At 62.0% G+C, this 23,641-nt stretch carries 18 protein-coding genes; 10 read left to right on the top strand and 8 right to left on the bottom strand.

The window, feature by feature from the left end; translation table 11 throughout:
* The first annotated feature begins 41 nt into the window (after window positions 1-41).
* The 6 genes from ygfK to arcC all read left to right on the top strand — a co-directional run bounded on the left by ygfK (window position 42) and on the right by arcC (window position 11,154).
* Window positions 42-3,038 (top strand): putative selenate reductase subunit YgfK, encoded by a 2,997-nt coding sequence (gene ygfK / locus J9789_RS07705; protein ID WP_209344216.1) that lies wholly within the window; start codon window positions 42-44, stop codon window positions 3,036-3,038.
* Between the two features lie 151 nt (window positions 3,039-3,189).
* On the top strand, window positions 3,190-5,760 hold the full coding sequence (gene xdh / locus J9789_RS07700) for a selenium-dependent xanthine dehydrogenase (protein WP_209344214.1): 2,571 nt from the start codon (window positions 3,190-3,192) through the stop codon (window positions 5,758-5,760).
* 287 nt (window positions 5,761-6,047) lie between these two features.
* Window positions 6,048-7,283 (top strand): diaminopropionate ammonia-lyase, encoded by a 1,236-nt coding sequence (dpaL, locus tag J9789_RS07695; RefSeq protein ID WP_209344212.1) that lies wholly within the window; start codon window positions 6,048-6,050, stop codon window positions 7,281-7,283.
* A 65-nt stretch (window positions 7,284-7,348) separates the two neighbouring features.
* Entirely contained in the window at window positions 7,349-8,740 is a 1,392-nt protein-coding gene (locus J9789_RS07690; protein WP_209344210.1) for a YgeY family selenium metabolism-linked hydrolase, read from the top strand.
* A 110-nt stretch (window positions 8,741-8,850) separates the two neighbouring features.
* Window positions 8,851-10,050: a knotted carbamoyltransferase YgeW gene (gene ygeW, locus J9789_RS07685; RefSeq protein ID WP_209344208.1), complete on the top strand. Its 1,200-nt coding sequence runs from the start codon at window positions 8,851-8,853 to the stop codon at window positions 10,048-10,050.
* A gap of 162 nt (window positions 10,051-10,212) precedes the next feature.
* The gene (gene arcC / locus J9789_RS07680; protein WP_209344206.1) at window positions 10,213-11,154 is read left to right on the top strand and encodes a carbamate kinase; all 942 of its coding nucleotides are present in this window, start codon (window positions 10,213-10,215) and stop codon (window positions 11,152-11,154) included.
* 110 nt (window positions 11,155-11,264) lie between these two features.
* Here the strand turns inward: arcC and J9789_RS07675 are convergent, their stop codons facing one another.
* The 7 genes from J9789_RS07675 to J9789_RS07645 all read right to left on the bottom strand — a co-directional run bounded on the left by J9789_RS07675 (window position 11,265) and on the right by J9789_RS07645 (window position 17,905).
* Entirely contained in the window at window positions 11,265-12,995 is a 1,731-nt protein-coding gene (locus J9789_RS07675; RefSeq protein ID WP_209344204.1) for an ATP-binding protein, read from the bottom strand.
* A gap of 52 nt (window positions 12,996-13,047) precedes the next feature.
* Complete coding sequence (locus tag J9789_RS07670; RefSeq protein WP_209344202.1) at window positions 13,048-13,716, bottom strand: response regulator transcription factor; 669 nt, start codon at window positions 13,714-13,716, stop codon at window positions 13,048-13,050.
* 31 nt (window positions 13,717-13,747) lie between these two features.
* Entirely contained in the window at window positions 13,748-14,398 is a 651-nt protein-coding gene (gene phoU, locus J9789_RS07665; RefSeq protein WP_209344200.1) for a phosphate signaling complex protein PhoU, read from the bottom strand.
* Between the two features lie 12 nt (window positions 14,399-14,410).
* Entirely contained in the window at window positions 14,411-15,172 is a 762-nt protein-coding gene (pstB, locus tag J9789_RS07660) for a phosphate ABC transporter ATP-binding protein PstB (protein WP_209344198.1), read from the bottom strand.
* A 12-nt stretch (window positions 15,173-15,184) separates the two neighbouring features.
* Window positions 15,185-16,051, bottom strand: coding sequence for a phosphate ABC transporter permease PstA (pstA, locus tag J9789_RS07655; protein ID WP_209344641.1), 867 nt, complete (start codon window positions 16,049-16,051; stop codon window positions 15,185-15,187).
* A 15-nt stretch (window positions 16,052-16,066) separates the two neighbouring features.
* On the bottom strand, window positions 16,067-16,933 hold the full coding sequence (gene pstC / locus J9789_RS07650; RefSeq protein ID WP_209344196.1) for a phosphate ABC transporter permease subunit PstC: 867 nt from the start codon (window positions 16,931-16,933) through the stop codon (window positions 16,067-16,069).
* 87 nt (window positions 16,934-17,020) lie between these two features.
* Window positions 17,021-17,905 carry a phosphate ABC transporter substrate-binding protein gene (locus J9789_RS07645; protein ID WP_209344194.1) on the bottom strand — a complete coding sequence of 295 codons (885 nt, stop codon included), beginning with the start codon at window positions 17,903-17,905 and terminating at the stop codon, window positions 17,021-17,023.
* A gap of 352 nt (window positions 17,906-18,257) precedes the next feature.
* Between J9789_RS07645 and J9789_RS07640 the strand changes: the two genes are divergently transcribed.
* From J9789_RS07640 to J9789_RS07630, 3 genes are all read left to right on the top strand, one after another.
* Window positions 18,258-18,830: an inorganic diphosphatase gene (locus tag J9789_RS07640; RefSeq protein WP_209344192.1), complete on the top strand. Its 573-nt coding sequence runs from the start codon at window positions 18,258-18,260 to the stop codon at window positions 18,828-18,830.
* Between the two features lie 149 nt (window positions 18,831-18,979).
* Window positions 18,980-20,149, top strand: coding sequence for a UDP-galactopyranose mutase (glf, locus tag J9789_RS07635; protein ID WP_209344190.1), 1,170 nt, complete (start codon window positions 18,980-18,982; stop codon window positions 20,147-20,149).
* 15 nt (window positions 20,150-20,164) lie between these two features.
* Window positions 20,165-21,193 (top strand): glycosyltransferase family 2 protein, encoded by a 1,029-nt coding sequence (locus J9789_RS07630; protein ID WP_209344188.1) that lies wholly within the window; start codon window positions 20,165-20,167, stop codon window positions 21,191-21,193.
* A gap of 57 nt (window positions 21,194-21,250) precedes the next feature.
* On the opposite strand, the gene J9789_RS07625 is transcribed toward J9789_RS07630, so the two are convergent.
* Window positions 21,251-21,961, bottom strand: a complete 711-nt coding sequence (locus J9789_RS07625) for a DUF554 domain-containing protein (protein WP_209344186.1) — start codon at window positions 21,959-21,961, stop codon at window positions 21,251-21,253.
* A gap of 149 nt (window positions 21,962-22,110) precedes the next feature.
* On the opposite strand from J9789_RS07625, the gene J9789_RS07620 reads away from it, so the two are divergent.
* Window positions 22,111-23,640 (top strand): oligosaccharide flippase family protein, encoded by a 1,530-nt coding sequence (locus J9789_RS07620; protein WP_245185146.1) that lies wholly within the window; start codon window positions 22,111-22,113, stop codon window positions 23,638-23,640.
* The last annotated feature ends 1 nt before the right edge of the window (window position 23,641 follow it).

The following is a 23,641-nucleotide window of genomic DNA, read 5'->3' as shown; positions in this document are numbered from 1 at the left end:
AATGTAATTCCGAGTTATAACGATAACTGGAGGTTTTGATTATGAGCGATATCATGCGTCCCATGCCTTTTGCCCACCTGATGAACTGGATCCTGAGCGAGTACAAGAGCCAGGGCTCCATTTTCGGCGTGTCCAAGCTGGTCAAGCACACCAACGGCAAGGCCCTGCCCATCTTTGAGGAGAAGATTGAGTCTCCCTACGGCCCCGCCGCCGGCCCCCACACCCAGCTGGCCCAGAACATCATCGCCGCCTACGCCGCTGGCAGCCGCTTCTTCGAGGTCAAGACCGTTCAGGTCATGGACGGCGACGAGCTGAGCAAGTGCGTCAACAAGCCCTGCATCACCGCCGCTGACGAGTGCTACAACTGCGAGTGGTCCACCGAGCTGTACGTGCCTCAGGCCTTTGCCGAGTACGTCAAGGCCTGGTTCGCCTGCAAGCTGCTGGCCAAGGAGCTGGAGCTGGGCGATCCCAACGGCTTCGTGTTCAACATGAGCGTGGGCTACGACCTGGCCGGCATCAAGAGCGAGAAGGTGGACAAGTACATCAACGGCATGATGGATGCCTCTCAGACCGAGGTTTGGAAGGAGTGCATGGACTGGGCCCTGGCCAACCTGGACAAGTTCCAGAACGTGGACGAGACCTATGTGAAGGCCATCTCCCCCAAGGTGTCCGACTCCATCACCGAGTCCACCCTCCACGGCTGCCCCCCCGATGAGATCGAGCGCATCGCCACCTACCTCATCACCGAGAAGAACCTGAACACCTACATTAAGTGCAACCCCACTCTGCTGGGCTATGAGTTCGCCCGCAAGACCCTGGACGGCCTGGGCTTCGACTACATCGCCTTTGACGACCACCACTTTGTGGAGGACCTGCAGTGGGAGGACGCCATCCCCATGTTCCACCGCCTGATGAAGCTCACCGGCGAGCGGGGCCTGGAGTTCGGCGTGAAGATCACCAACACCTTCCCCGTGGACGTGAAGGCCGGCGAGCTGCCCAGCGAGGAGATGTACATGTCCGGCCGCTCCCTGTACCCCCTGTCCCTGTCCCTGGCCGGCATGCTGTCCAAGGAGTTCAAGGGCAAGCTGCGCATTTCCTACTCCGGCGGCGCCGACATCCACTCCATCAAGAAGCTGTACGAGGCCGGTATCTGGCCCATCACCATGGCTACCACCGTCCTGAAGCCCGGCGGCTATCAGCGCTTCAGCCAGATCGGCAAGGAGCTGATGGACATCAGCTATGAGCCCTGGACCGGCGTGGACGTGGCCAAGGCCGACGCTCTGGTGAAGGAGTTCGTCACCGACGTTCACTACCAGAAGCCCATGAAGCCCATCCCCAGCCGCAAGATGGACAAGAAGGTGCCCCTCATCGACTGCTTCGAGGCTCCCTGCCGCAACGGCTGCCCCATCGAGCAGGACATCCCCGCCTACCTGATGAAGGTCAGCGAGGGCAAGTACGAGGAGGCCCTCCAGATCATCACCCACCGCAACGCCCTGCCCTTCATCACCGGTACCATCTGCTCTCACCGCTGCCAGGACAAGTGCATGCGCAACGCCTATGACGAGAGCGTGTATATCCGCACCCAGAAGCTGAAGGCTGCCGAGGGCGGCTTTGAGGCCCTGCTGCCCAAGCTGAAGCCCGCCGCTCCCGTGGCCGGCAAGAAGGTTGCCGTCATCGGCGGCGGCCCGGCCGGTATGTCCGCCGCCTACTTCCTGGGCCGCGCCGGTGTGGACGTGACCATCTTTGAGCGCAAGGACGCTCTGGGCGGCATCGTCCGTCACGTGATCCCCGCCTTCCGTATCAGCGACGCCGCCATCGACAACGACGTTAAGCTGATGAACGCCATGGGTGTGAAGGTGGAGCTGAACACCGAGGTCAAGAGCGTGCAGGAGCTCTTCGATAAGGGATATACCCAGGTCATCCTGGCCACCGGCGCTTGGCACAAGGGCAGCGCCGGCATGGAGTACGGCGAGGAGATGAACGTCATCGAGTTCCTGGAGGCCGCCAAGAAGGCCCCCGAGAGCCTGAAGCTGGGCAAGAACGTGGTGGTCATCGGCGGCGGCAACACCGCCATGGACGCCGCCCGGGCTGCCAAGCGCATCCCCGGCGTGGAGAAGGTCTCCCTGGTCTACCGCCGCACCAAGCGCTACATGCCCGCCGATCAGGAGGAGCTGGAGCTGGCTCTGGAGGACGGCGTGGAGTTCTGTGAGCTGCTGGCTCCCGTGGGCGTGAAGGACGGCGTGCTCACCTGCCACCAGATGGAGCTGGGCGCTCCCGATGCCTCCGGTCGCCGTTCCCCCGTGGACACTGGCAAGGTGGTCACCGTGGACGCCGACACCGTCATCACCGCCGTGGGCGAGAAGGTGGACACCGAGCTGTACACCGCCAACGGTCTGGAAGTGGATAACCGCGGCAAGGCCGTGGCCAACGCCAACACCCTGGAGTCCTCCGTCAAGAACGTCTACGTCATCGGCGACGGCCAGAAGGGCCCCGGCACCGTGGTGGAGGCCATTGCCGGCGCTACCAAGGCTGCCCGTGCCATCCAGGACTTCGACGTGGATACCTATGTGGAGAAGAACGTCAACGCCGACTACCAGAAGCCTCTGGCCAAGCGCGGCGACGTGTGCACTGACTGCAGCAGCTGCGACGACGTCCGCTGCCTGGGCTGTGCCACCGTGTGTGAGACCTGTACCGAGGTGTGCCCCAACCGCGCCAACGTGGCCATCGCCGTGCCCGGCATGCGGATGCGCCAGATCATCCACGTGGACGGCATGTGCAACGAGTGCGGCAACTGCGGCACCTTCTGCCCCTACGACAGCCGTCCCTACAAGGATAAGTTCACCCTGTTCTGGAGCGAGGAGGACTTCGTCAACAGCGAGAACGAGGGCTTCCTGCAGCTGGAGGGCACCAAGACCCGCGTCCGCCTGGGCGGCCAGGTCAAGGACTACGACGTGGCCGACGCCGGCTGCGGCCTGTACGATCCTCTGCGCAAGCTGATCTGCGCGGTGTACGACAGCTACAGCTATCTGCTGAAGTAAAAGTTCACATCGGACCCACTGCCGCCCGCGGCAGCGCGCATCGCCTCAGCACTCTGCTGGGGCTTTGCGTGCGCGTGGGCGGAGCGGGTAAAAAACGCGGCGCGGCCGGGGACAGAACATCCGCTCCGCGCACAGAAAAGAGGAACCACAGATGAGCTATTCTTTTACCGTTAACGGCGTCCTCCGCACCACTGAGGAGGATAAGCCTCTGCTGCGCTATCTGCGCGACGATCTGCACCTCTATTCCGTCAAGGACGGATGCAGCGAGGGTGCCTGCGGCACCTGCACCATCGTGGTGGATGGCAAGGCCATCAAGTCCTGCGTCCTCACCACCAAGAAGGCGGTAGGGAAGACCATCCTCACCGTGGAGGGCCTGTCTCACGACGAGCAGGAGGCCTTTGTGTATGCCTTCGGCAAGGTGGGCGCCGTCCAGTGCGGCTTCTGCATCCCCGGCATGGTGATGGCGGGCAAGGCCCTTATCGACCAGAATCCCAACCCCTCCGAGGAGGACATCAAGAAGGCCATCCGGGGCAACATCTGCCGCTGCACTGGCTACAAGAAGATCATCGAGGGTATTTCCCTCACCGCTGCCATCCTCCGGGGGGACGAGAAGATCGACCCCGAGCTGGAGAAGGGCGACGTATACGGCGTGGGCGACCGGGCCTTCCGCACCGACGTGCGGGGCAAGGTGCTGGGCAACGGCGCCTACTGCGACGACATTGAGATGGAGGGCATGGTCCACGCCTCCGCCGTCCGCTCCCAGTACCCCAGAGCGAAGGTGCTGGATATCGACGCCTCCAAGGCCCTGGAGCTGGCCGGTGTGCTGGCCGTCCTCACCGCTGAAGACGTGCCCAACAACAAGGTGGGCCACATCCAGCAGGACTGGGACGTGTTCATCGCCAAGGGCGACATCACCCGCTGCGTGGGCGACGCCATCTGCCTGGTGGTTGCCGAGGATGAGAAGACCCTGGCCCAGGCTAAGAAGCTGGTCAAGATCAGCTACGAGCCTCTGGAGCCGGTGCGCTCCATCCAGGAGGCCATGGCGGAGGACGCCCCCAAGCTCCACCCCAACGGCAACCTGTGCCAGCAGCGCCACGTGACCCGCGGCGACGCCAAGACCGCCCTGGCCAACTCCAAGTATGTGGTGACCCAGAGCTACAAGACCCCCTTCACCGAGCACGCCTTCCTGGAGCCTGAGTGTGCCGTGGCCTTCCCCTACAAGGACGGCGTGAAGGTCTACACCTCCGACCAGGGCGTGTACGACACCCGGAAGGAGATATCCATCATGCTGGGCTGGGAGCCCGACCGCATCGTGGTGGAGAACAAGTTCGTGGGCGGCGGCTTCGGCGGCAAGGAGGACGTGTCCGTGCAGCACCTGGCGGTGCTGGCGGCCCTGAAGGTGAACAAGCCCGTGAAGGTCAAGTTCACCCGCCAGGAGTCCATCAACTTCCACCCCAAGCGCCACTATATGGAGGGCACCTTCACCCTGGGCTGCGACGAGAACGGCATCTTCACCGGCCTGGACTGCGAGATCTACTTCGACACCGGCGCCTACGCCTCGCTCTGCGGCCCTGTGCTGGAGCGGGCCTGCACCCACTCCGTGGGCCCCTACTGCTATCAGAACACCGACATCCGGGGCTACGGGTACTACACCAACAACCCCCCCGCCGGCGCCTTCCGGGGCTTCGGCGTGTGCCAGAGCGAGTTCGCCCTGGAGTCCAACATCAACCTGCTGGCCGAGAAGGTGGGCATCTCCCCCTGGGAGATCCGCTACCGCAACGCCATCGAGCCGGGCAAGGTGCTGCCCAACGGCCAGATCGCCGACTGCTCCACCGCGCTGAAGGAGACCCTGCTGGCGGTCAAGGACGTGTACGAGGCCAAGATGGACCACGCGGGCATCGCCTGCGCCATGAAGAACGCCGGCGTGGGCGTGGGCCTGCCCGATAAGGGCCGGGCCAAGCTGGTGGTGCGGGACGGCATGGTGGAGCTGTACGCCGCCGCCTCCGACATCGGCCAGGGCTGCGCCACCGTGTTCCTCCAGGTCCTGTCCCAGACCACCGGTCTGCCCCGGCTGCTGCTGCGGAACATGGGCGCCAACTCCGAGGTGGCCCCCGACTCGGGCACCACCTCCGGCTCCCGCCAGACCCTCATCACCGGCGAGGCCGTGCGCATGGCCGCCGTGGACCTGAAGGCCGATATGGACCGGGTGAACGGCGACCTCAGCAAGCTGGAGGGCAAGGAGTACTTTGCCGAGTTCTTCGACCCCACCGACAAGCTGGGCTCCGACAAGCCCAACCCCAAGAGCCACGTGGCCTACGGCTTCGCCACCCATGTGGTCATCCTGGACGACGACGGCAAGGTGAAGGAAGTGTACGCGGCCCACGACTCCGGCAAGGTGGTCAACCCCACCTCCATCCAGGGTCAGATTGAGGGCGGCGTGCTCATGGGCCTGGGCTATGCCCTCACCGAGGACTTCCCCCTGAAGGACTGTGTGCCCCAGGCCAAGTACGGCACTCTGGGCCTGATGCGGTCCAACCAGATCCCTGATATCCACGCCATCTATGTGGAGAAGGACGAGCTGCTGCCCTTCGCGTACGGTGCCAAGGGCATCGGCGAGATCGCCACCATCCCCACCGCGCCGGCGGTCCAGGGGGCCTATTACGCCCGGGACCACATTCTGCGCACCACCCTGCCCATGAAGGGGACCTTCTACAAAAAGTAAGGCCCCGTCCACCCGAGTATGGAGGCCAATCCAGGACCTTCCGGGGGCCTCAGAACAGCGGAGCAAATCGCTCCGCTCTGAGGCCCCTTTTTTGTGAAAATTGGGTGGAAAAATCGGTGGAAAAACCGGTCAAATTTGGCAGCCAAAAATGCCACCAAAAAAATTTTTAGCTTCTCAATATTTTTTTCAGATTTTCTCTTGACATCTGGAAAACAAGTGGTATGATGGTCTCAGAAAATAAAAGAAAGTTTGCCAATGGGCAAAGAAATTTTGGAGGCGAGTGTTCGATGAAAGACCAGCTCAAATGGGTCCTCAACAAAATGCCGAAGAGCGACGACAAGCAGCTGGACGTAATGTCCCTGTCCAACGTTGCCAAGGCCCGCTTCTTCCACAGCTCCTTCCCCCAGTACTCCATCACTCCTCTGGCTCAGCTGGAGGGCATGGCCAAGTACCTGGGTCTGGGCGGCGTGTATGTGAAGGACGAATCCTACCGCTTCGGCCTCAACGCCTTTAAGGTGCTGGGCGGCTCCTTCGCCATGGCTAAGTACATCGCCAGCGAGATGGGCCGGGATGTGTCCGAGATGACTTACGACTACCTGACCAGCGAGTCCTTCCGCAAGGACTTCGGCCAGGCCACCTTCTTCACCGCCACCGACGGCAACCACGGCCGCGGCGTGGCCTGGGCTGCCAACAAGCTGGGCCAGAAGGCAGTGGTACATATGCCCAAGGGCAGCGCCAAGTCCCGCTTTGACAACATCGCCAAGGAGGGCGCCAAGGTCACCATCGAGGAAGTCAACTACGACGACTGCGTGCGCATGGCCGCCGCTGAGGCTGAGCAGACCGAGCACGGCGTCATCGTGCAGGACACCGCTTGGGACGGCTACGAGGAGATCCCCTCCTGGATCATGCAGGGCTACGGCACCATGGCCAACGAGGCCGCCGATCAGCTCCGCCAGATCGGCATCAACCGTCCGACCCACGTGTTCGTGCAGGCCGGTGTCGGCTCTCTGGCCGGCGCTGTGGTGGGCTACTTCACCAACCTGTTCCCCAACGATACTCCCAAGTTCGTGGTCATGGAGGCCCGTGCTGCTGACTGCCTGTATCAGGGCGCTCTGGCCAACGACGGCAAGCCCCGCATCGTGACCGGCGACCTGCAGACCATCATGGCCGGCCTCGCCTGCGGCGAGCCCAACACCATCTCCTGGGACATCCTGCGCAACCACGTGTCCGCCTTCATTTCCTGCCCTGACTGGGTTTCCGCCAAGGGCATGCGTATGCTGGGCGTGCCCGTGAAGGGCGATCCCACCGTGATCTCCGGCGAGTCCGGCGCTGTGGGCATGGGCTGCCTGGATGCCATCATGTGCGACGACACCTACAAGGAGCTGCGTGACGCTCTGGAGCTCAACCGCTTCAGCCAGGTGCTCATGTTCTCCACCGAGGGCAACACCGATCCCCTGAAGTTCCGCCGCGTGATCTGGGACGGCGAGTATCCCACCACCGAGACCCCCCAGAAGCCCTACTAAGGTTGTGCTGAACGGGAGATTTTCCCGATAAAACCGTGAAAATTTGAAAAATGGAGGTCATTACCATGGATTTTGAGAAGATCAAAGCTGCTGCCGAAGGTTATAAGGCCGACATGACCCGCTTCCTGCGGGACATGATCCGCATCCCCAGCGAGAGCTGCGAGGAGAAGGGCGTTTGCGAGTGCATCAAGGCTGAGATGGAGAAGCTGGGCTTCGACAAGGCTGAGTTCGACGGCCTGGGCAACGTTATCGGCTGGATGGGCGAGGGCGACAAGATCATCGCCATCGACTCCCACATCGACACCGTGGGCATCGGCAACATCAACAACTGGACCCACGACCCCTACGAGGGCTATGAGGACGACGAGGTCATCTACGGCCGCGGCGGTTCCGACCAGGAGGGCGGCATGGCTTCCGCCGTGTACGGCGCCAAGATCATGAAGGATCTGGGCCTGATCCCCGCCAGCTACAAGATCATGGTCGTCGGCTCCGTCCAGGAAGAGGACTGCGACGGTATGTGCTGGCAGTACATCGTCAACAAGTTCTTCCCCGCCATCGGCGTGAAGAAGGAGCAGGTTGAGTTCGTTATCTCCACCGAGCCCACCGACGGCGGCATCTACCGCGGTCACCGCGGCCGTATGGAGATCCGCGTGGACGTGAAGGGCGTTTCCTGCCACGGTTCCGCTCCCGAGCGCGGCGACAACGCCATCTACAAGATGGCCGACATTCTCCAGGACGTGCGCGCCCTCAACGAGAACGACGACGCCGACTCCACCGAGATCAAGGGCCTCGTGAAGATGCTCAACCCCAAGTACAACCCCGATCACTACGAGGATGCGCGCTTCCTGGGCCGCGGCACCTGCACCACCTCCCAGATCTTCTACACCTCTCCCAGCCGCTGCGCTGTGGCTGACTCCTGCTCCATCTCCATCGACCGCCGCATGACCGCCGGCGAGACCTGGGATTCCTGCCTGGAGGAGATCCGCAACCTGCCCAGCGTGAAGAAGTACGGCGACGACGTGAAGGTTTCCATGTACATGTACGACCGTCCCTCCTGGACCGGCGAGGTGTACGAGACCGAGGCTTACTTCCCCACCTGGATCAACAAGGAGAGCGCCGCTCACGTGCAGGCTCTGGTGGACGCCCACCACGCCCTGTTCGGCGGCAAGCGCATCGGGCCCGACGGCGCCATGCACCTGCGTAACCGTCCTCTGACCGACAAGTGGACCTTCTCCACCAACGGCGTTGCCATCCAGGGCCGCTACGGCATCCCCTGCGTGGGCTTCGGCCCCGGTGCTGAGTCTCAGGCTCACGCCCCCAACGAGATCACCTGGAAGCAGGACCTGGTCACCTGCGCCGCCCTGTACGCCGCCGTGCCCGGCCTGTACAAGGAGGAGAACAAGACCGACGACGTGTCCCAGTTCCGCGCCGGCAAGACCAACAACGACATTAAGTAAGAAGCGCTGAGACGTTTGAAAGGGGCGGCCCCCCGGCCGCCCCTCCAGATAACACCCACCGCGCTTTCCATCCACCTCAACCACCATATTTGAAAAGGAGATCGATTGCAATGGACAAGACTCTGCAGATGTATATCGACAAGCTGAATGCCCTGAACTTCAAGGAGATGTACGAGGGCGACTTCTTCCTGACCTGGGACAAGACCGACGACGAGATCGAGGCCGTCTTCACCGTGGCCGACGCTCTGCGCTACATGCGTGAGAACAACATCTCCACCAAGATCTTCGAGTCCGGCCTGGGCATCTCCCTGTTCCGCGACAACTCCACCCGTACCCGTTTCTCCTTCGCTTCCGCTTGTAACCTGCTGGGCCTGGAGGTTCAGGACCTGGACGAGGGCAAGAGCCAGATCGCTCACGGCGAGACCGTCCGCGAGACCGCTAACATGATCTCCTTCATGGCCGACGTTATCGGCATCCGCGACGACATGTACATCGGCAAGGGCCACACCTATCAGAAGGAAGTGGTTGAGGCCGTGACCCAGGGCCACAAGGACGGCGTCCTGGAGCAGAAGCCCACTCTGGTCAACCTGCAGTGCGACATCGACCACCCCACTCAGGCCATGGCCGACATGCTGCACATCATCCACCACTTCGGCGGTGTTGAGAACCTGAAGGGCAAGAAGATCGCCATGACTTGGGCCTACAGCCCCTCCTACGGCAAGCCCCTCTCCGTGCCCCAGGGCATCATCGGCCTGATGAGCCGCTTCGGCATGGACGTTGTCCTGGCTCACCCCGAGGGATACGAGGTTATGCCCGAGGTCGAGGAGGTTGCCAAGAAGAACGCCGAGAAGTCCGGCGGCACCTTCACCAAGACCAACAGCATGGCCGAGGCCTTCAAGGATGCCGACATCGTGTATCCCAAGAGCTGGGCTCCCTTCGCCGCCATGGAGAAGCGTACCAACCTGTATGCTGAGGGCGACACCGACGGCATCAAGGCTCTGGAGAAGGAGCTGCTGGCTCAGAACGCCAACCACAAGGATTGGTGCTGCACCGAGGAGCTGATGGCCACCACTAAGGACGGCAAGGCTCTGTACATGCACTGCCTGCCCGCCGACATCAACGACGTGTCCTGCAAGGACGGCGAGGTTGAGGCTTCCGTGTTCGATCGCTATCGTGATCCTCTGTACAAGGAGGCTTCCTACAAGCCCTACATCATCGCTGCTATGATCTTCCTGGCTAAGGTCAAGGATCCTCAGGCCACTCTGAAGGCCCTGGAGGAGCGCGGTCTGGCTCGTTGGTTCCAGAAGTAATCTGATTTCCTAAGCGACTTCCATTTTTTCCTTCCCTTCCTTTTAAGGCCCGTCCGCATAGGTCAACCTGCCTGTATCTGTGCGGACGGGCCCTGTTATTTCAAGATTCTAATACTTGGCGTAACTTGCGCCGCTATTATTACAAAAATTGAGGTGTTTATCATGGGTAAGCGTATCGTAATCGCTCTCGGCGGCAACGCTCTGGGTAACAACCTCCCCGAGCAGATGATCGCCGTGAAGCAGACCGCCAAGGCCATTGTGGACCTGATCGAGGAGGGCCACGAGGTCATCATCGCCCACGGCAACGGCCCCCAGGTGGGCATGATCCAGAAGGCCATGGCCGAGCTGACCCGCTCCGAGCCTGAGAAGTACATCCCCTGCCCCCTGTCCGTGTGCGTGGCTATGAGCCAGGGCTACATCGGTTACGATCTGCAGAACGCCCTGCGCGAGGAGCTGCTGGACCGCGGCATCAACAAGGGCGTGGCCACCGTGCTGACCCAGGTCGAGGTGGACCCCGAGGACAAGGCCTTCCAGAATCCCACCAAGCCCATTGGCGCCTTCATGACCAAGGAAGAGGCTGACAAGCTGGTGGCCGAGCGCGGCTACAACGTCATCGAGGACGCCGGCCGCGGCTATCGCCGTGTGGTGGCTTCCCCCAAGCCCCAGTCCATCATTGAGATCCAGTCCATCCGCGACATGGTGGCCGCCGGTCTGGTGGTTGTGGCCTGCGGTGGCGGCGGTATCCCCGTCTACAAGACCGAGGGTCATCACCTGAAGGGCGCCGCTGCCGTCATCGACAAGGACTTTGCCTCCTGCGTGCTGGCTCAGCAGGTGGAGGCCGACACCCTCATCATCCTCACCGCCGTGGAGAAGGTTGCCATCAACTTCGGCAAGCCCGACGAGAAGTGGCTGGATGAGCTGACTCCCGACGAGGCCCGCAAGTACATCGGCGAGGGCCACTTCGCTCCCGGCTCCATGCTGCCCAAGGTACAGGCCGCTGTGGAGTTCGCTGAGAGCGCTCCCGGCCGCTCCGCTCTCATCACCCTGCTGGAGAAGGCCAAGGACGGCGTGGCCGGCAAGACCGGTACTGCCATTCATCAGTAATCCAAACAAACTCCAAACAACAAAGCTAAGTGCCCGCCCCGGATCTTCCGGGGCGGGCACTTTTTATGGTATAAGAACGCCCCTGCCGGTCACCGGCAGGGGCGTTTGCTTTAGTTCTGGGAGAGGGGCAGGGTGACGGTGAAGGTGGAACCCTTGCCCACCTGGCTTTCCAGGCCTACGGTGCCGCCGTAGAGCTGGGTGATGTGCTTGACAATGGCCAGCCCCAGGCCGGTGCCGCCGTTCTTGCGGGCCCGGCCCTTTTCCACCCGGTAGAACCGCTCAAACACACGGCTCTGGTCCTCCTCGGGAATGCCGATGCCGTTGTCCTGCACCGAGATCACGGCTTTGCCGTCCTGGATGGCGATGCTGGTGGACACGGTGCCGCCGTTCTCGCTGTACTTGATGCCGTTGCCCATCAGATTGAAGAGCAGCTCCTTCAGGCGGCTCATGGGCACGGATACGGTGGCGGAGGCGCCCTCTACAGCCAGGGTCACACCGGCAGCCTTGGCAGAGGGCTCCAGCAGGGAGGCGGTGTCCTTGGCGGCCTCCAGTACGTCGGAGCGCTCCTGGGTCTGGTCGATGGCCACCGACTCCAGCTCAGACAGCTTGAGAATGTCGTTGATCAGGTCGATGAGACGGTCCACTTCCACCCCGATCATGGTGATGAAGCGCTTCTGGTCGGCGGGGGAGGTGACCATGCCGCTGGATAGCATGTCGGTGAAGCCCTTGATGCTGGTGAGGGGGGTCTTCAGCTCGTGGGATACGTTGGCTGTGAACTCGCTGCGGATACCCTCGGCCTTCTTCAGCTTGGTGACGTCGGAGATCAGGATGGAGGTACCCACCGCCTGGCCCTCATACTGGCGGCCGGAGACGGGGGAGACGAACATCCGCAGGGAGCGGGCGTCCTCGGTGAGGGCGTCCACGTCCAGCATGATGGAGGAATGCTTCTCCTGGCAGTCGTGGATGGCCTCCCGGAGCCGGCGGCTGCGGGTGACCAGCAGAGCGCCGTCGTCCTGCTCGTCCTCGGAGAAGCCGAACAGGGTACGGGCGGCCCGGTTGATGGCCAGCACCTTTCCTTCGGTGTCCAGCAGGATCAGGCCCTCGTCCATGCAGTCCAGGATCAGGCTGACCTTATCCCGCTCATCGGTGATGGACTGGATATAGCCGCCCAGCTGCTCCATCAGCTTGTCAATGTAACGCAGGATGGGACGCAGCTCGTCGTCCGCCTGAAGCCCCTCCAGGCCGGGGGTCTTTTTCCCATCCAGCACACCCTGGAGGGCGATGCCCACCGAGTTGAGGGGGGAGACGATGCGGTTGGCGGTGCGGCGGGCCAGCAGGAAGGCCAGCAGGAGGGCGGCCACAGAGGCGATCACAAAGCCCCACACGCCGCTCATAACCAAGGTGTCGATGGAGGACAGGGGCATGGAGGCACGGCCGATCATACCGTCGGCAAAGCGCTTGGCCACGTAGAGCATGGAGGTGCCCATGGTGTCGGACTGGCGCACCGCCTCGCCCCAGCCGGTGGCCTCAGCCTGGGCCACCTCGGGACGGCTGTTGTGGTCCTCCAGGGTGGAGGCATCCGCGTCGGTATCCGCCAGCACGGTGCCGTCGGTATCAATGATGGTAAGCCGCTTGTCGGGAGCGGCGGCGTGGAATTGCTGGGCCAGAGCCTCCGGCTCGGTGATGGCGCTCTGGGCGTCCATCAGCACCAGCAGCTCCTGCAGCGTGTTCCGGGCAGCGTCCATCTCGCGGCTGCGGAACATCAGAATCCCCACTACATTGGAGATCAGCAGGGCAAACACCACGGTAAGCAGGGTTGCGCCGATGATTCGTTTTTTCATACGTTTCTCCTCTCGGGCAGGTAATGGGAAAACGGGCGGACCAGGCCACCCGTCACGGCATTTTATATCCCACGCCCCGGACGGTGGCGATCACGTCATCGCCCAGCTTCTGGCGCAGGGCCTTGACGTGCATATCCACGGTGCGGGTCTCGCCGGTATAATCATAGTCCCACACGGTCTGAAGGATCTCATCCCGGGTGAGCGCTACGCCCCGGCGGGCGCACAGCAGACGCAGTAGCTCAAACTCCTTGAAGGTGAGCTCCACCAGCTTGCCGCCCTTGCGGACCTCCCGGGCGGCGGGGTCGATCTCCAGGTCCCCGCAGGTGAGCACCTGGTCGCCACGGCGCTCGGTGCGGCGGAGCACCGCCTTCACCCGGGCCTGAAGTTCCATAATGCCGAAGGGTTTGACCACATAGTCGTCGGCGCCGTTTTCCAGACCGGATACCCGGTCCATCTCGGCGGAGCGGGCGGTGAGCATGATCACCGGCGATTCCGATGTACCGCGGCCCTCCCGCAGCCTGCGGAGGATCTCCAGACCGTCCATGCCGGGCAGCATGATGTCCAGAATGAACAGCACCGGCGGGCTCTGGTCCGCCTCGCCCTCGAACATGGCTTCGCCGGATTCGTAGGGCCGGACGGTATAGCCTACCGACTGAAAATAATAGCGGAGCATCTCGCGGATGCTCTCATCGTCCTCCACCACTACGATGGCTCTGGACATGGGATCACCTTCCGTTTCGTATTGGGGTGCGTCAGGCCTGGGGCTGGATCTCGCCGGTGACGCAGAAAATGGCCCACTGGGCGATGTTGACCGCGTGGTCGGCGATACGCTCCAGGTACTTGGCAATGATGATCAGGTCGATGGCCTGGTCGGCCTCCTCCCGGTTTTCCACAATGAGCTCCACCAGCTCGCTCTTGATGGTGCGGAAGAGCTGATCGATCTCGTCGTCCAGGCTCACCACCGCGGCGGCGGCGTCGGTATCCCGGTTGACGTAGGCGAAGATGGAGCGCTTGACCATGACGCCCGCCTTCTGGCTCATGGTGCGGATGTCAGTCAGGGTGCCGGTCTGCTTCTGCTCCTGGAGCAGCAGGGAGATCTCGGCGATGTTGGCGCACTGGTCGCCGATACGCTGTAAGTCGGTGACCATCTTCAGGGCGGCAGAGATGGTGCGCAGGTCCCGGGCCACGGGCTGCTGCTGGAGCAGCAGCCGCAGGCAGCGGTTCTCAATGTCCCGCTCCATCTCGTCCATGTGCTTGGTCATCTCCATGGCGGACTTGGCGGCGGCGTCGTCGCTGGAGGCCAGGGACTCCACCACCACGTCAATGGCGTCCTCAGCGGCGGCCGCCATGTCGATCATTTCATAGTTGAGCTCCTGGAGCTCGGCATCAAAGGTTTTTCTCATGAGAACCTCCTGTTAACCGAAGCGGCCGGTGATGTAATCCTCGGTGCGCTTGTCCTTGGGGACGGAGAAGAGCTGGGTGGTATCGCCGAACTCGATGAGCTGGCCCAGCAGGAAGAAGGCGCACTTATCGGATATACGGGTGGCCTGCTGCATGTTGTGGGTAACGATGATGATGGTGTACTGGTTCTTCAGATCGGCGATCAGATCCTCGATCTTGGAGGTGGAGATGGGGTCCAGAGCGGAGGTGGCCTCATCCATCAGCAGGATGTCGGGCTCCACGGCCAGGGCGCGGGCAATGCACAGACGCTGCTGCTGGCCGCCGGACAGGCCCAGGGCGGACTTCTTCAGCCGGTCCTTTACTTCGTCCCAGATGGCGGCGCCCTGCAGGGACTTCTCCACGATGTCGTCCAGGCGGCTCTTGTTGCGGATGCCGTGGGTGCGGGGGCCGTAGGCCACGTTGTCATAGATGGACATGGGGAAGGGGTTGGGCTTCTGGAATACCATGCCGATCTGCTTGCGCAGCCAGGTCACGTCCACCTTGGAGTCGTAGATCTCCTGGCCCCGGTACTGGATGGAGCCGGTGATCTTGATGCCGGGGACCAGGTCGTTCATGCGGTCCAGGGTCTTGAGGAAGGTGGACTTGCCGCAGCCGGAGGGGCCGATGAGGGCGGTGACCTGCTTTTCGGGAATGTCCACGCTGACGTCTTTCAGTGCCTGGGTCTGGCCATACCAGAGGTCCAGACCCTTTACGGACAGGATCGTATTTTCATCCATGATAGGAGCTCCTTATTTCTTCTTTAATTTCCGGCCCACCAGCTTGGCGGTGAGGTTGATGAGCAGAGTGAGGATCATCAGAATGGCCGCAATGGCAAAGGCCACGTCGAACTCGGCGCGCTCACGGGCGTACACATACAGGGCCACGGTGAGGGAGGCGCCGGAGGAGTGGATAAAGTTGTCGAAGGAGGAGAAGAAGCTGTTCATGCTCATGCCCATGCCGGCGGTGAACAGCAGAGCGGCGGATTCACCCACGATACGGCCGATGGACAGGATACAGCCGGTGACGATGCCGTCCACCGAGGAGGGGAGCACCACGGTGCGGATCATATGCCACTTGCCGGCGCCCAGACCCAGGGCAGCTTCCCGGTAGGACTGAGGTACCGTCTTGAGGGACTCCTGGGTGGTGCAGATGATGGTGGGGATGGTCATGATGACCAGGGTGAGAGAACCGGCCAGCAGGGAGGCCTGGAGGCCCAGGAACTGACAGAAGAACAGCATGCCCACCAGACCGAAGATGATGGAGGGGATACCGGTCAGGGTCTCAGTGGCAAATTCCAGAATGGACACCAGCCGGCGGTTGGTGGCGTACTCGGTGAGGTAGATGGCGGCGCCCACACCCAGAGGCAGGATGATGATCAGGGTGACCACCACCAGATAGACCGTGTTAAGGATGTTGGGCAGGATGCCGATGCTGTCCCGGATAAAGCTGGGCTCCGTGCTGAGGAACTCCCAGGTGATGTGGGGCAGACCTTTGACAAAGATATAGCCGATGATGAAGATCAGCAGGGCGCAGGTCAGGGCTGCGCAGAAATAGAGCAGAAAGCGGAGTATCCGGTCATAAGCCTTCCGCTTCCCGGAGAGAGGCTGCATTTTAATCGTAACCAAAGTATATCACCCCTTCTTCCGTTTGAGAAGCGTATTAAGGACCACATTGATGAGCATGATGAAGAGAAAGAGTACCAGCGCAATGGAGAACAGAGCCTGGCGCTGGAGGCCGGAGGCGTAGGCCATCTCACTGGCCACGGCGGTGGTGAGGAAGCGGACGGACTTGAAGAGCCCGGGCATGTTGGCCACGTTGCCGGCCACCATGATGATAGCCATGGCCTCGCCGATGGCGCGGCCGATGCCCAGCACCACGGAAGCGGCGATGCCGCTGGAGGCGGCGGGCACGCTCACCCGGAACACGGTTTCGATGTGGGTGGCGCCCAGGGCCAGGGAGGCCTCCTCATATTCGCGGGGCACCGCCTTCAGGGCGTTTTCCGACACGCTGATGATGGAGGGCAGGATCATGACCGCCAGAACGATGATGGCGCAGAACAGGCTGGCGCCGTCGGGCAGGTTGAAGAACTCACGCACGGCGGGGACCAGCACCATCATACCAATGAGGCCGTACACCACGGAGGGAATGCCGGCCAGCAGGTCCACGGCGGGACGCACCACGGCGGCCAGCTTGGGAGGAGCCACCTTGGCCAGGAAGACTGCCGTCATGAAGCCCACGGGCACGCCCAGCACGATGGCGCCGGCGGTGCCGTAGATGGAGGTCAGGATAAAGGGAAGGATGCCGAAGGAGGGCTCCGAAGCGGTGGAGGCCCAGGTGGTGCCGAACAGGAAATCTACCAGCCCGATCTCTTGAATGGCAGGCAGTCCCGAAATGATCAGATAGACGCTGATAAACAGCACGAAGACGACCGCGATGAAGCCGCACAGGAAGAACAGGACGTTCATAATGACTTCCAGCGGTCGGAGCTTTTGTTTCATGGCAAATGACCGGCCTTTCGTAAAGAGTTATAATCATGGAGATTGCCCCCTCGAGACCGAGGGGGCAATCTTGGGAAAGGGACTTGTTTACTCGGCCACGGGCACCGCACCGGCGCTGGCGATCAGGTCAGCGGCCTCAGCGGAGGTAGCCCAGTCGATGAAGGCCTGAGCCGCATCGGAGAGCTCGGTGCTCTCGTTGACGATGAAGTTGAAGTTACGCTGAATGGCGTAGCTGCCGTCCAGGACGGTCTCCTCGGTGGGAGCCACACCGCCCACGGTGATGGCCTTCACGGTCTCATCCACAGCGGACAGGGAAGCGTAGCCGATGGCGTTGGGGTTGGAAGCGACGTTGGCGATGACTTCGCCGGTGGAGGTCAGCTCGTTCTGATACTTGCAGGCATCCTCGGTGCCGGTGATGGACTCGAAGCCGTCGCGGGTACCGGAACCAGCCTCACGACCGATGAACACGACCTCGCCGTCGTTGCCGCCCACCTCGGACCAGTTGGTGATCTCGCCGGTAGCCAGAGCAGCGATCTGCTCCACGCTCAGGTCAGCCACGGGGTTCTGAGGGTTGACGATGATGGCGATGCCGTCCTTAGCAACGGTGATCTGCTTCACGCCGGTCTCGTCGTCCTTCAGGTCACGGGAGGCCAGGCCGATGTCGCAGGTGCCGTCCTGAGCGCCGGTGACGCCGGCGCCGGAACCGGAACCGGTGTAGTTCACGGTGATGCCGGGCTGGACTTCCTTAAAGCCCTCGGTCAGGTAGCCCATCACGCTCTCCATGGAGGTGGAGCCGTTGGTGTTGACGGTGCCGGACAGCTCGGTGGTGTTGTCGGGAGTCTCGGACTCGGTCACAGCGGGGCTGTTGCCGGCGGGAGTGTTGGCGCTGCCGGTATTGCTGCCGCCGCAGCCGGCCAGCAGGCCCACGCACAGGGCGGCGGAAAGCATCAGAGCAAGGGTTCTCTTTTTCATTCTGTTCAATCTCCAATCATGCAATGTATTCTTGGTGTCTCGGAACAAGCTACAGTATATCGGCCGATTGTAAAGTTGTCCTTCATCACTTTGTAAAGAATGGGTAAAGTCACTCTCTCCCAGTGGATTGCGGACTTTACATTGTAGGATGTCCCATTTTACAAAAGGAATACCAGGGTCAACGGCACAAAGCTGTGAAAAATACAAAACGTGGAAAAATGCGGGGGACAATATATTGTATTCCATTGGAAGAAAAGCTATAATAATGAACACTGAAACGGCCCGTCAGCTTTTTTCGGCTGAGATCCGGAGCCGATGATAACTGATTTGTAAAACAGAAGGAGATATAAGGATGTCTAATATTTGGCATGATATTAACCCCAGCCGCATCCAGCCCGAGGACTTTGTGGCGGTCATCGAGATCCCCAAGGGAAGCAAGAAGAAGTATGAGCTGGACAAGGAGACCGGCCTCATCATTCTGGACCGGGTGCTCCACACCTCCACCCACTATCCCGCCAACTACGGCTTCATCCCCCGCACCTACGGCGACGACGGTGACCCCCTGGACGTGCTGGTCCTGTGCTCCGAGGCCATGGACCCCCTGACCCTGGTGCGCTGCTATCCGGTGGGCTTTATCTCCATGCTGGACGGCGGCAAGAACGACGAGAAGATCATCGCCATCCCCTTCTCCGATCCCACCTATAATACCTATCAGGACCTGATGGATCTGCCCGCTCATATCTTTGATGAGATGGCCCACTTCTTTACCGTCTACAAGGCCCTGGAGGGCAAGGAGGCTGTGGCCGGTGACGTCAATGACCGCAAGGCTGCCATCCAGGTCATTCAGCGTGCCATGGACCACTATGCCGAGTGCTTCCTGGGCGGAGCCGCGCCCCGGGTGGACCACCGGGCCTCGGATCGATAACGGTGTTAAGGAAATCTTAATTGATTTTTTGCTTCCTTTTTCCACGGTTTGTGATAAAATTGGGCTAATGTGTACTGGCCGGTCCGGCAGGGACCGGCACACAGCGGGCCCATCTGGCCCAACTATGAAAGTAAGAGAGGACGGATCCCATGGACCATCCATTTGACTGCCTGGTCATCGGTGCCGGCATGGCGGGCGCCATCTGCGCCCGGGAGCTGGCCGAGCGGGGCGGGAAGAAGGTGCTGGTGCTGGAGCGCCGGGACCATGTGGGCGGCAACGCCTATGACTGCTTCGACGAGGCCGGCGTGCTCATCCACCGGTACGGCCCCCATATCTTCCACACCAACGACAGACGGGTGTTTGAGTATCTGTCCCGGTTCACCGCCTGGCGGAACTACGAACATCAGGTGGTGGCCAACATCCCGGCGGGGGAGGGGCGGCAGGAGATGCCGGTTCCCTTCAACCTGATCTCCATGCGGACGGCCTTCGGCAAGGAGAAGGCCGACAGCCTGGCCAAGCGGCTCATCGCGGAGTACGGCGCGGAGAAGAAGGTCACCATTCTGGAGCTGCGGAAGAATGCCGATCCGGAGATCGCCGCTCTGGCCGACTATGTCTACGAGCATGTCTTTGTCCACTACACCATGAAGCAGTGGGGACAGCGCCCGGAGGAAATCGACCCCAACACCACCGCCCGGGTGCCGGTCTTCCTGTCCGAGGACTGCCGCTACTTCCAGGACGCCCATCAGGGCATGCCCATGGAGGGTTACACCCCCATGTTCGAGCGGATGCTGGACCATCCCGATATCACCGTGGCGCTGGGCGCCGACGCCGGGGACCGCCTGACCCTGGCCGATGGCACGGTGCTGCTGGACGGGATGCCCTTCACCGGTACGGTGATCTACACCGGCGCGGTGGACGAGCTCTTCGGCTGCCGGTACGGACGCCTGCCCTACCGCACCCTGAATTTCCGCTTTGAGACCCACCCGGTGGACTTCTGGCAGAGCCACGGCACGGTGAATTACACCGTGGACCAGGACTACACCCGGATCACCGAGTTCAAGTATCTCACCGGCCAGGAGCTGCCCGGCGTGACCACCATTATGAAGGAGTACTCCGCCGCCTACACCGGCGGGGAAGGGGAGGTCCCCTATTACGCCATCATCAATGAGGCCAACAATGCCCTCTACGCCCAATACAAGGCGGAGGCCGACCGCTATCCCCGGTTCCACCTGCTGGGCCGACTGGCGGAATACAAGTATTACAACATGGATGCCATCGCCGCCCGGGCGCTGGCGCTGTGTGACGATCTGCTGAAGTGAGGAAAGGTACGTATTATGTCTAAGCTGATCACATTCGCGGTACCCTGCTACAACTCCGCGGCCTACATGGAGCACTGCGTGGAGACCCTGCTCACCGGCGGAGAGGATATCGAGATCATTCTGGTGGACGACGGTTCCACCAAAGACGACACCCCCGCCATCTGTGACCGCTACGCGGCCCAGTACCCCAATATCATCAAGGCCATCCACCAGGAAAACGGCGGCCACGGTGAGGGCGTCAACCAGGGCATCCGCAATGCCACCGGCTTCTATTTCAAGGTGGTGGATTCCGACGACTGGCTGGATGAGGCCGCCCTCCAGAAGGCCCTGGCCAAGCTGCGCAAGTTTGCCAAGATGGAAAAGCCGGTGGACCTCTTCATCGCCAACTACGTCTATGAGCACGTGGAGGACAACACCCAGAAGGTGGTGCGGTACACCAACGTCTTCCCCGAGGAGAAGATCTTCTCCTGGAGCCGGATGGGCCGCTTCCGTCCCTCCCAGTTCCTGCTGATGCACAGCGTGATCTACCGCACCCAACTGCTGCGGGACTGCGGCCTGGAGCTGCCCAAGCACACCTTCTATGTGGACAACATCTTTGTCTACCAGCCCCTGCCCTACGTCAAGCGCATCTACTACATGGACATCGACCTGTACCGCTACTTCATCGGCCGGGCCGATCAGAGCGTCAACGAGCAGGTCATGGTCACCCGGGTGGACCAGCAGCTGCGGGTCACCCGGCAGATGATCGAGAGCCACGATTTGCACCGGCTCCACCAGGAGCAGCCCAAGCTGGCCCGGTACATGAGCGGCTATCTGTCCATGATGATGACCATCTCCTCCATCTTCCTCATCCTGGACGGGTCCCCCGAGGCCCTGGGCAAGAAGACCGAGCTGTGGGAGTACCTGCGCAGCAAGGATGTGGGGCTGTACCACAAGTTCAAGTACCGCTCTCTGTCCTTTGTGGGCAACATCCCCGGCTACCAGGGCCGCAAGCTGTCCGTCAAGCTTTACCGGCTGGCCCGCAAGATCTACAAGTTCAACTGAGCATGAAAAAAGGTGTGCTGCCTGAGGCAGCACACCTTTTTTGCTTTTATGACATTGTCAGGCCATCAGGGCGGTCAGCCAGTCCCGGATGGGCAGGTAGGCCAGGGGCAGGAAGATGGCGGGCAGCATGTTGCCCACCCGCAGCTTCTCCTTGGGCAGGCCCAGCATGTTGATGCCCATGCCCACGATGATGGTGCCGCCCACGGCGCTCATCTCGTTGACGATGGCGGGGTCGATCTGCTGGCCCACCAGACCGAAGATGATCGTCATGCCGCCCTCATACACCAGAATGGGCAGGGCGGAGAAGGCCACGCCCACGCCCATGGCGGCAGAGAAGGTGATGGCGGTGACGCCGTCCATCACGGATTTGGAGATCAGAATATCATAATTGCCGTTCATGCCGGCCTCCATGGCGCCGTTGATGGCCATGGCACCCACGCAGAAGAGGACGGACGCGGTGACAAAACCCTCCACAAAACGGCTGTTTTCATTCTTGCGCAGCAGCTTGCGGTGAAGCAGCTCCCCCACGCCGTCCATCCGGCCCTCGATGTTGATGGCCTCGCCGATCAGGGTACCGATAACCATGCATACGATCACGCACAGGGTATCCGCCGTGCTGATCATGCCGGTGATGCCGATGCCCATGGTACACAGACCCAGGGCGAAGGTGATGCCCGAGGCAAAGCGGGCGCTGATCCGGTTTTTGAACACAAGGCCCAGAAAACTGCCCAGCAGGATCAGGACCACATTGATGATGGTGGCAATCATAGGGATTCCTCGCTTTTATACTGCAATTCGCTAAACACGTAGTTCTATGATAGGACAATTCGGGAAATTTGTCAAAGAGTTTCTGGACGTATGCCGGACAACCCCTGGGGAATAGAGTGGAAGTGGACCACAGAAAGGGGGAGAGCCTGTTGAAGCTCGACCGGACATCCATGCTCTACGGGACGCTGGTGCTTACGGGCACCGGCATCGCGGGACAGTTTTTGGGCTTTGTATACCGCATCCTGCTCTCCCGTCTCATCGGGGCGGAGATCATGGGGCTGTACCAGCTGATTATGCCGGTATATTCGGTGCTGCTGTCGCTGACGGCGGTGGGGCTGACCGCGGCGGTCTCCAACCTGTCCGCCGGGTACTTTGCCCGGGGACAGCGGGGGGCGGTGCGGCAGGTGCTCCGCCGGTGTCTGCTGTGCTTTTTTGCCCTCTTCACCGTGCTGGCGGTGCTGACCGTCCTGCTGTATGACCCCATCTCGGTCTACCTGCTGGGGGACGCCCGCACTCAGACCGGGCTGCTCCTGCTGCTGCCCTGCATCCTCCTCACCGGGGTGGAGAACCTCCACAAGCACTTCTTCTACGGCACCGGGGCCGTCCGGCCCCCGGCGGTGGTGGAGCTGTGTGAACAGGTGATCCGGGCGGCGGCGGTGCTGGGACTGCTGGTGCTCTTCCTGCCCCAGAATCCGGAGCGCACGGTGGCCCTCATCGTGGTGGGCATGATCATCTGCGAGCTCTTCTCCTCGGTGACCCTGATGCTGCTGGCCCGCCGCCGTCTGGCGGGGGAGGTGCTCCACGAGCCGGGGGCCTCCCGGCGGATGAACCGGCAGATTCTGGCCATTGCCCTGCCCGTGGGGCTCACCAGCCTGCTGGGCAACCTGATGGGCTCGGCCAACGCGGTGCTCATCCCCCAGCGGCTGGTGGCCGCCGGGGCGGAGGTGAGCCGGGCCATGGAGGAGTTCGGCGTGCTGTGCGGCATGACCATGCCCATGCTCTGCCTGCCCACCGCCTTTATCGGGGCGCTGGGGCTGGTGCTCATGCCCAAGCTGGCCCAGGGCATGGCCCTGGGCAATGGAGCCCTGGTGCGCCGGCGCATTGACCGCTCCCTGCTGGCCACCTCGGTGCTCATGTTCCCGGCCCTGGCCCTGCTGGTGGTGCTGGGGCCCACCCTGGGGAAGCTGCTCTTCCAGGAGGACACGGTGGGGCGGCACCTGCTCCCCCTGTCGGTGGGGGTGCTCCTCTCCTGCTGGCAGGCGGTGCTGGGCTGCGCCCTCAACGGCCTGGGAAAGCAGCAGGGGGCCGCCCGCAGCTCCATTCTGGCGGGGGCGGTGCAGCTGGTGTGCACCTATGTACTGCTGGGCCTGCCCGGGGTGGGCATCGGCGGCTATCCAGTGGGGGTGGTGCTCTCCTCCGCTCTGGGGGCCTTGCTCAACTGGATTCAGGTGCGCTGGGCGGCAGGGTTACGGCTCAAACTCTTTGACTGGGTGGTGGCGCCGGGGCTGGCCGCCCTGCTGATGGGGCTGACCTGCAATTTGCTCTTCCACGTGCTGCTGGACGCAGGGGTGGGAGAGGTGACCGCCATGGGCGGCTGCGCCCTGTTTGGCTGCGTGCTCTACCTCGCTGCTCTCCAGGCCCAGGGGGTACGGCTGACCCGCCTGTTCCGGCTGGGCTGAG

The sequence above is a fragment of the Flavonifractor sp. AGMB03687 genome (genome assembly GCF_017811815.1).
Classification (GTDB): Bacteria; Bacillota; Clostridia; order Oscillospirales; family Oscillospiraceae; genus Flavonifractor.
This window is presented reverse-complemented; position numbering and strand designations above follow the sequence as displayed.

Bases quoted from the DNA above. Each gene is read 5' to 3' on its own strand.
- pstB (WP_209344198.1), bottom strand. From the start codon at position 15,172: ATGGATGAAAATACGATCCTGTCCGTAAAGGGTCTGGACCTCTGGTAT.
- J9789_RS07670 (WP_209344202.1), bottom strand. From the start codon at position 13,716: ATGTCCAGAGCCATCGTAGTGGTGGAGGACGATGAGAGCATCCGCGAG.
- dpaL (WP_209344212.1), top strand. From the start codon at position 6,048: ATGAAAGACCAGCTCAAATGGGTCCTCAACAAAATGCCGAAGAGCGAC.
- glf (WP_209344190.1), top strand. From the start codon at position 18,980: ATGGACCATCCATTTGACTGCCTGGTCATCGGTGCCGGCATGGCGGGC.
- pstC (WP_209344196.1), bottom strand. From the start codon at position 16,933: ATGAAACAAAAGCTCCGACCGCTGGAAGTCATTATGAACGTCCTGTTC.
- ygfK (WP_209344216.1), top strand. From the start codon at position 42: ATGAGCGATATCATGCGTCCCATGCCTTTTGCCCACCTGATGAACTGG.
- xdh (WP_209344214.1), top strand. From the start codon at position 3,190: ATGAGCTATTCTTTTACCGTTAACGGCGTCCTCCGCACCACTGAGGAG.
- J9789_RS07630 (WP_209344188.1), top strand. From the start codon at position 20,165: ATGTCTAAGCTGATCACATTCGCGGTACCCTGCTACAACTCCGCGGCC.
- J9789_RS07675 (WP_209344204.1), bottom strand. From the start codon at position 12,995: ATGAAAAAACGAATCATCGGCGCAACCCTGCTTACCGTGGTGTTTGCC.
- J9789_RS07690 (WP_209344210.1), top strand. From the start codon at position 7,349: ATGGATTTTGAGAAGATCAAAGCTGCTGCCGAAGGTTATAAGGCCGAC.
- arcC (WP_209344206.1), top strand. From the start codon at position 10,213: ATGGGTAAGCGTATCGTAATCGCTCTCGGCGGCAACGCTCTGGGTAAC.
- J9789_RS07625 (WP_209344186.1), bottom strand. From the start codon at position 21,961: ATGATTGCCACCATCATCAATGTGGTCCTGATCCTGCTGGGCAGTTTT.
- ygeW (WP_209344208.1), top strand. From the start codon at position 8,851: ATGGACAAGACTCTGCAGATGTATATCGACAAGCTGAATGCCCTGAAC.
- phoU (WP_209344200.1), bottom strand. From the start codon at position 14,398: ATGAGAAAAACCTTTGATGCCGAGCTCCAGGAGCTCAACTATGAAATG.
- J9789_RS07640 (WP_209344192.1), top strand. From the start codon at position 18,258: ATGTCTAATATTTGGCATGATATTAACCCCAGCCGCATCCAGCCCGAG.
- J9789_RS07645 (WP_209344194.1), bottom strand. From the start codon at position 17,905: ATGAAAAAGAGAACCCTTGCTCTGATGCTTTCCGCCGCCCTGTGCGTG.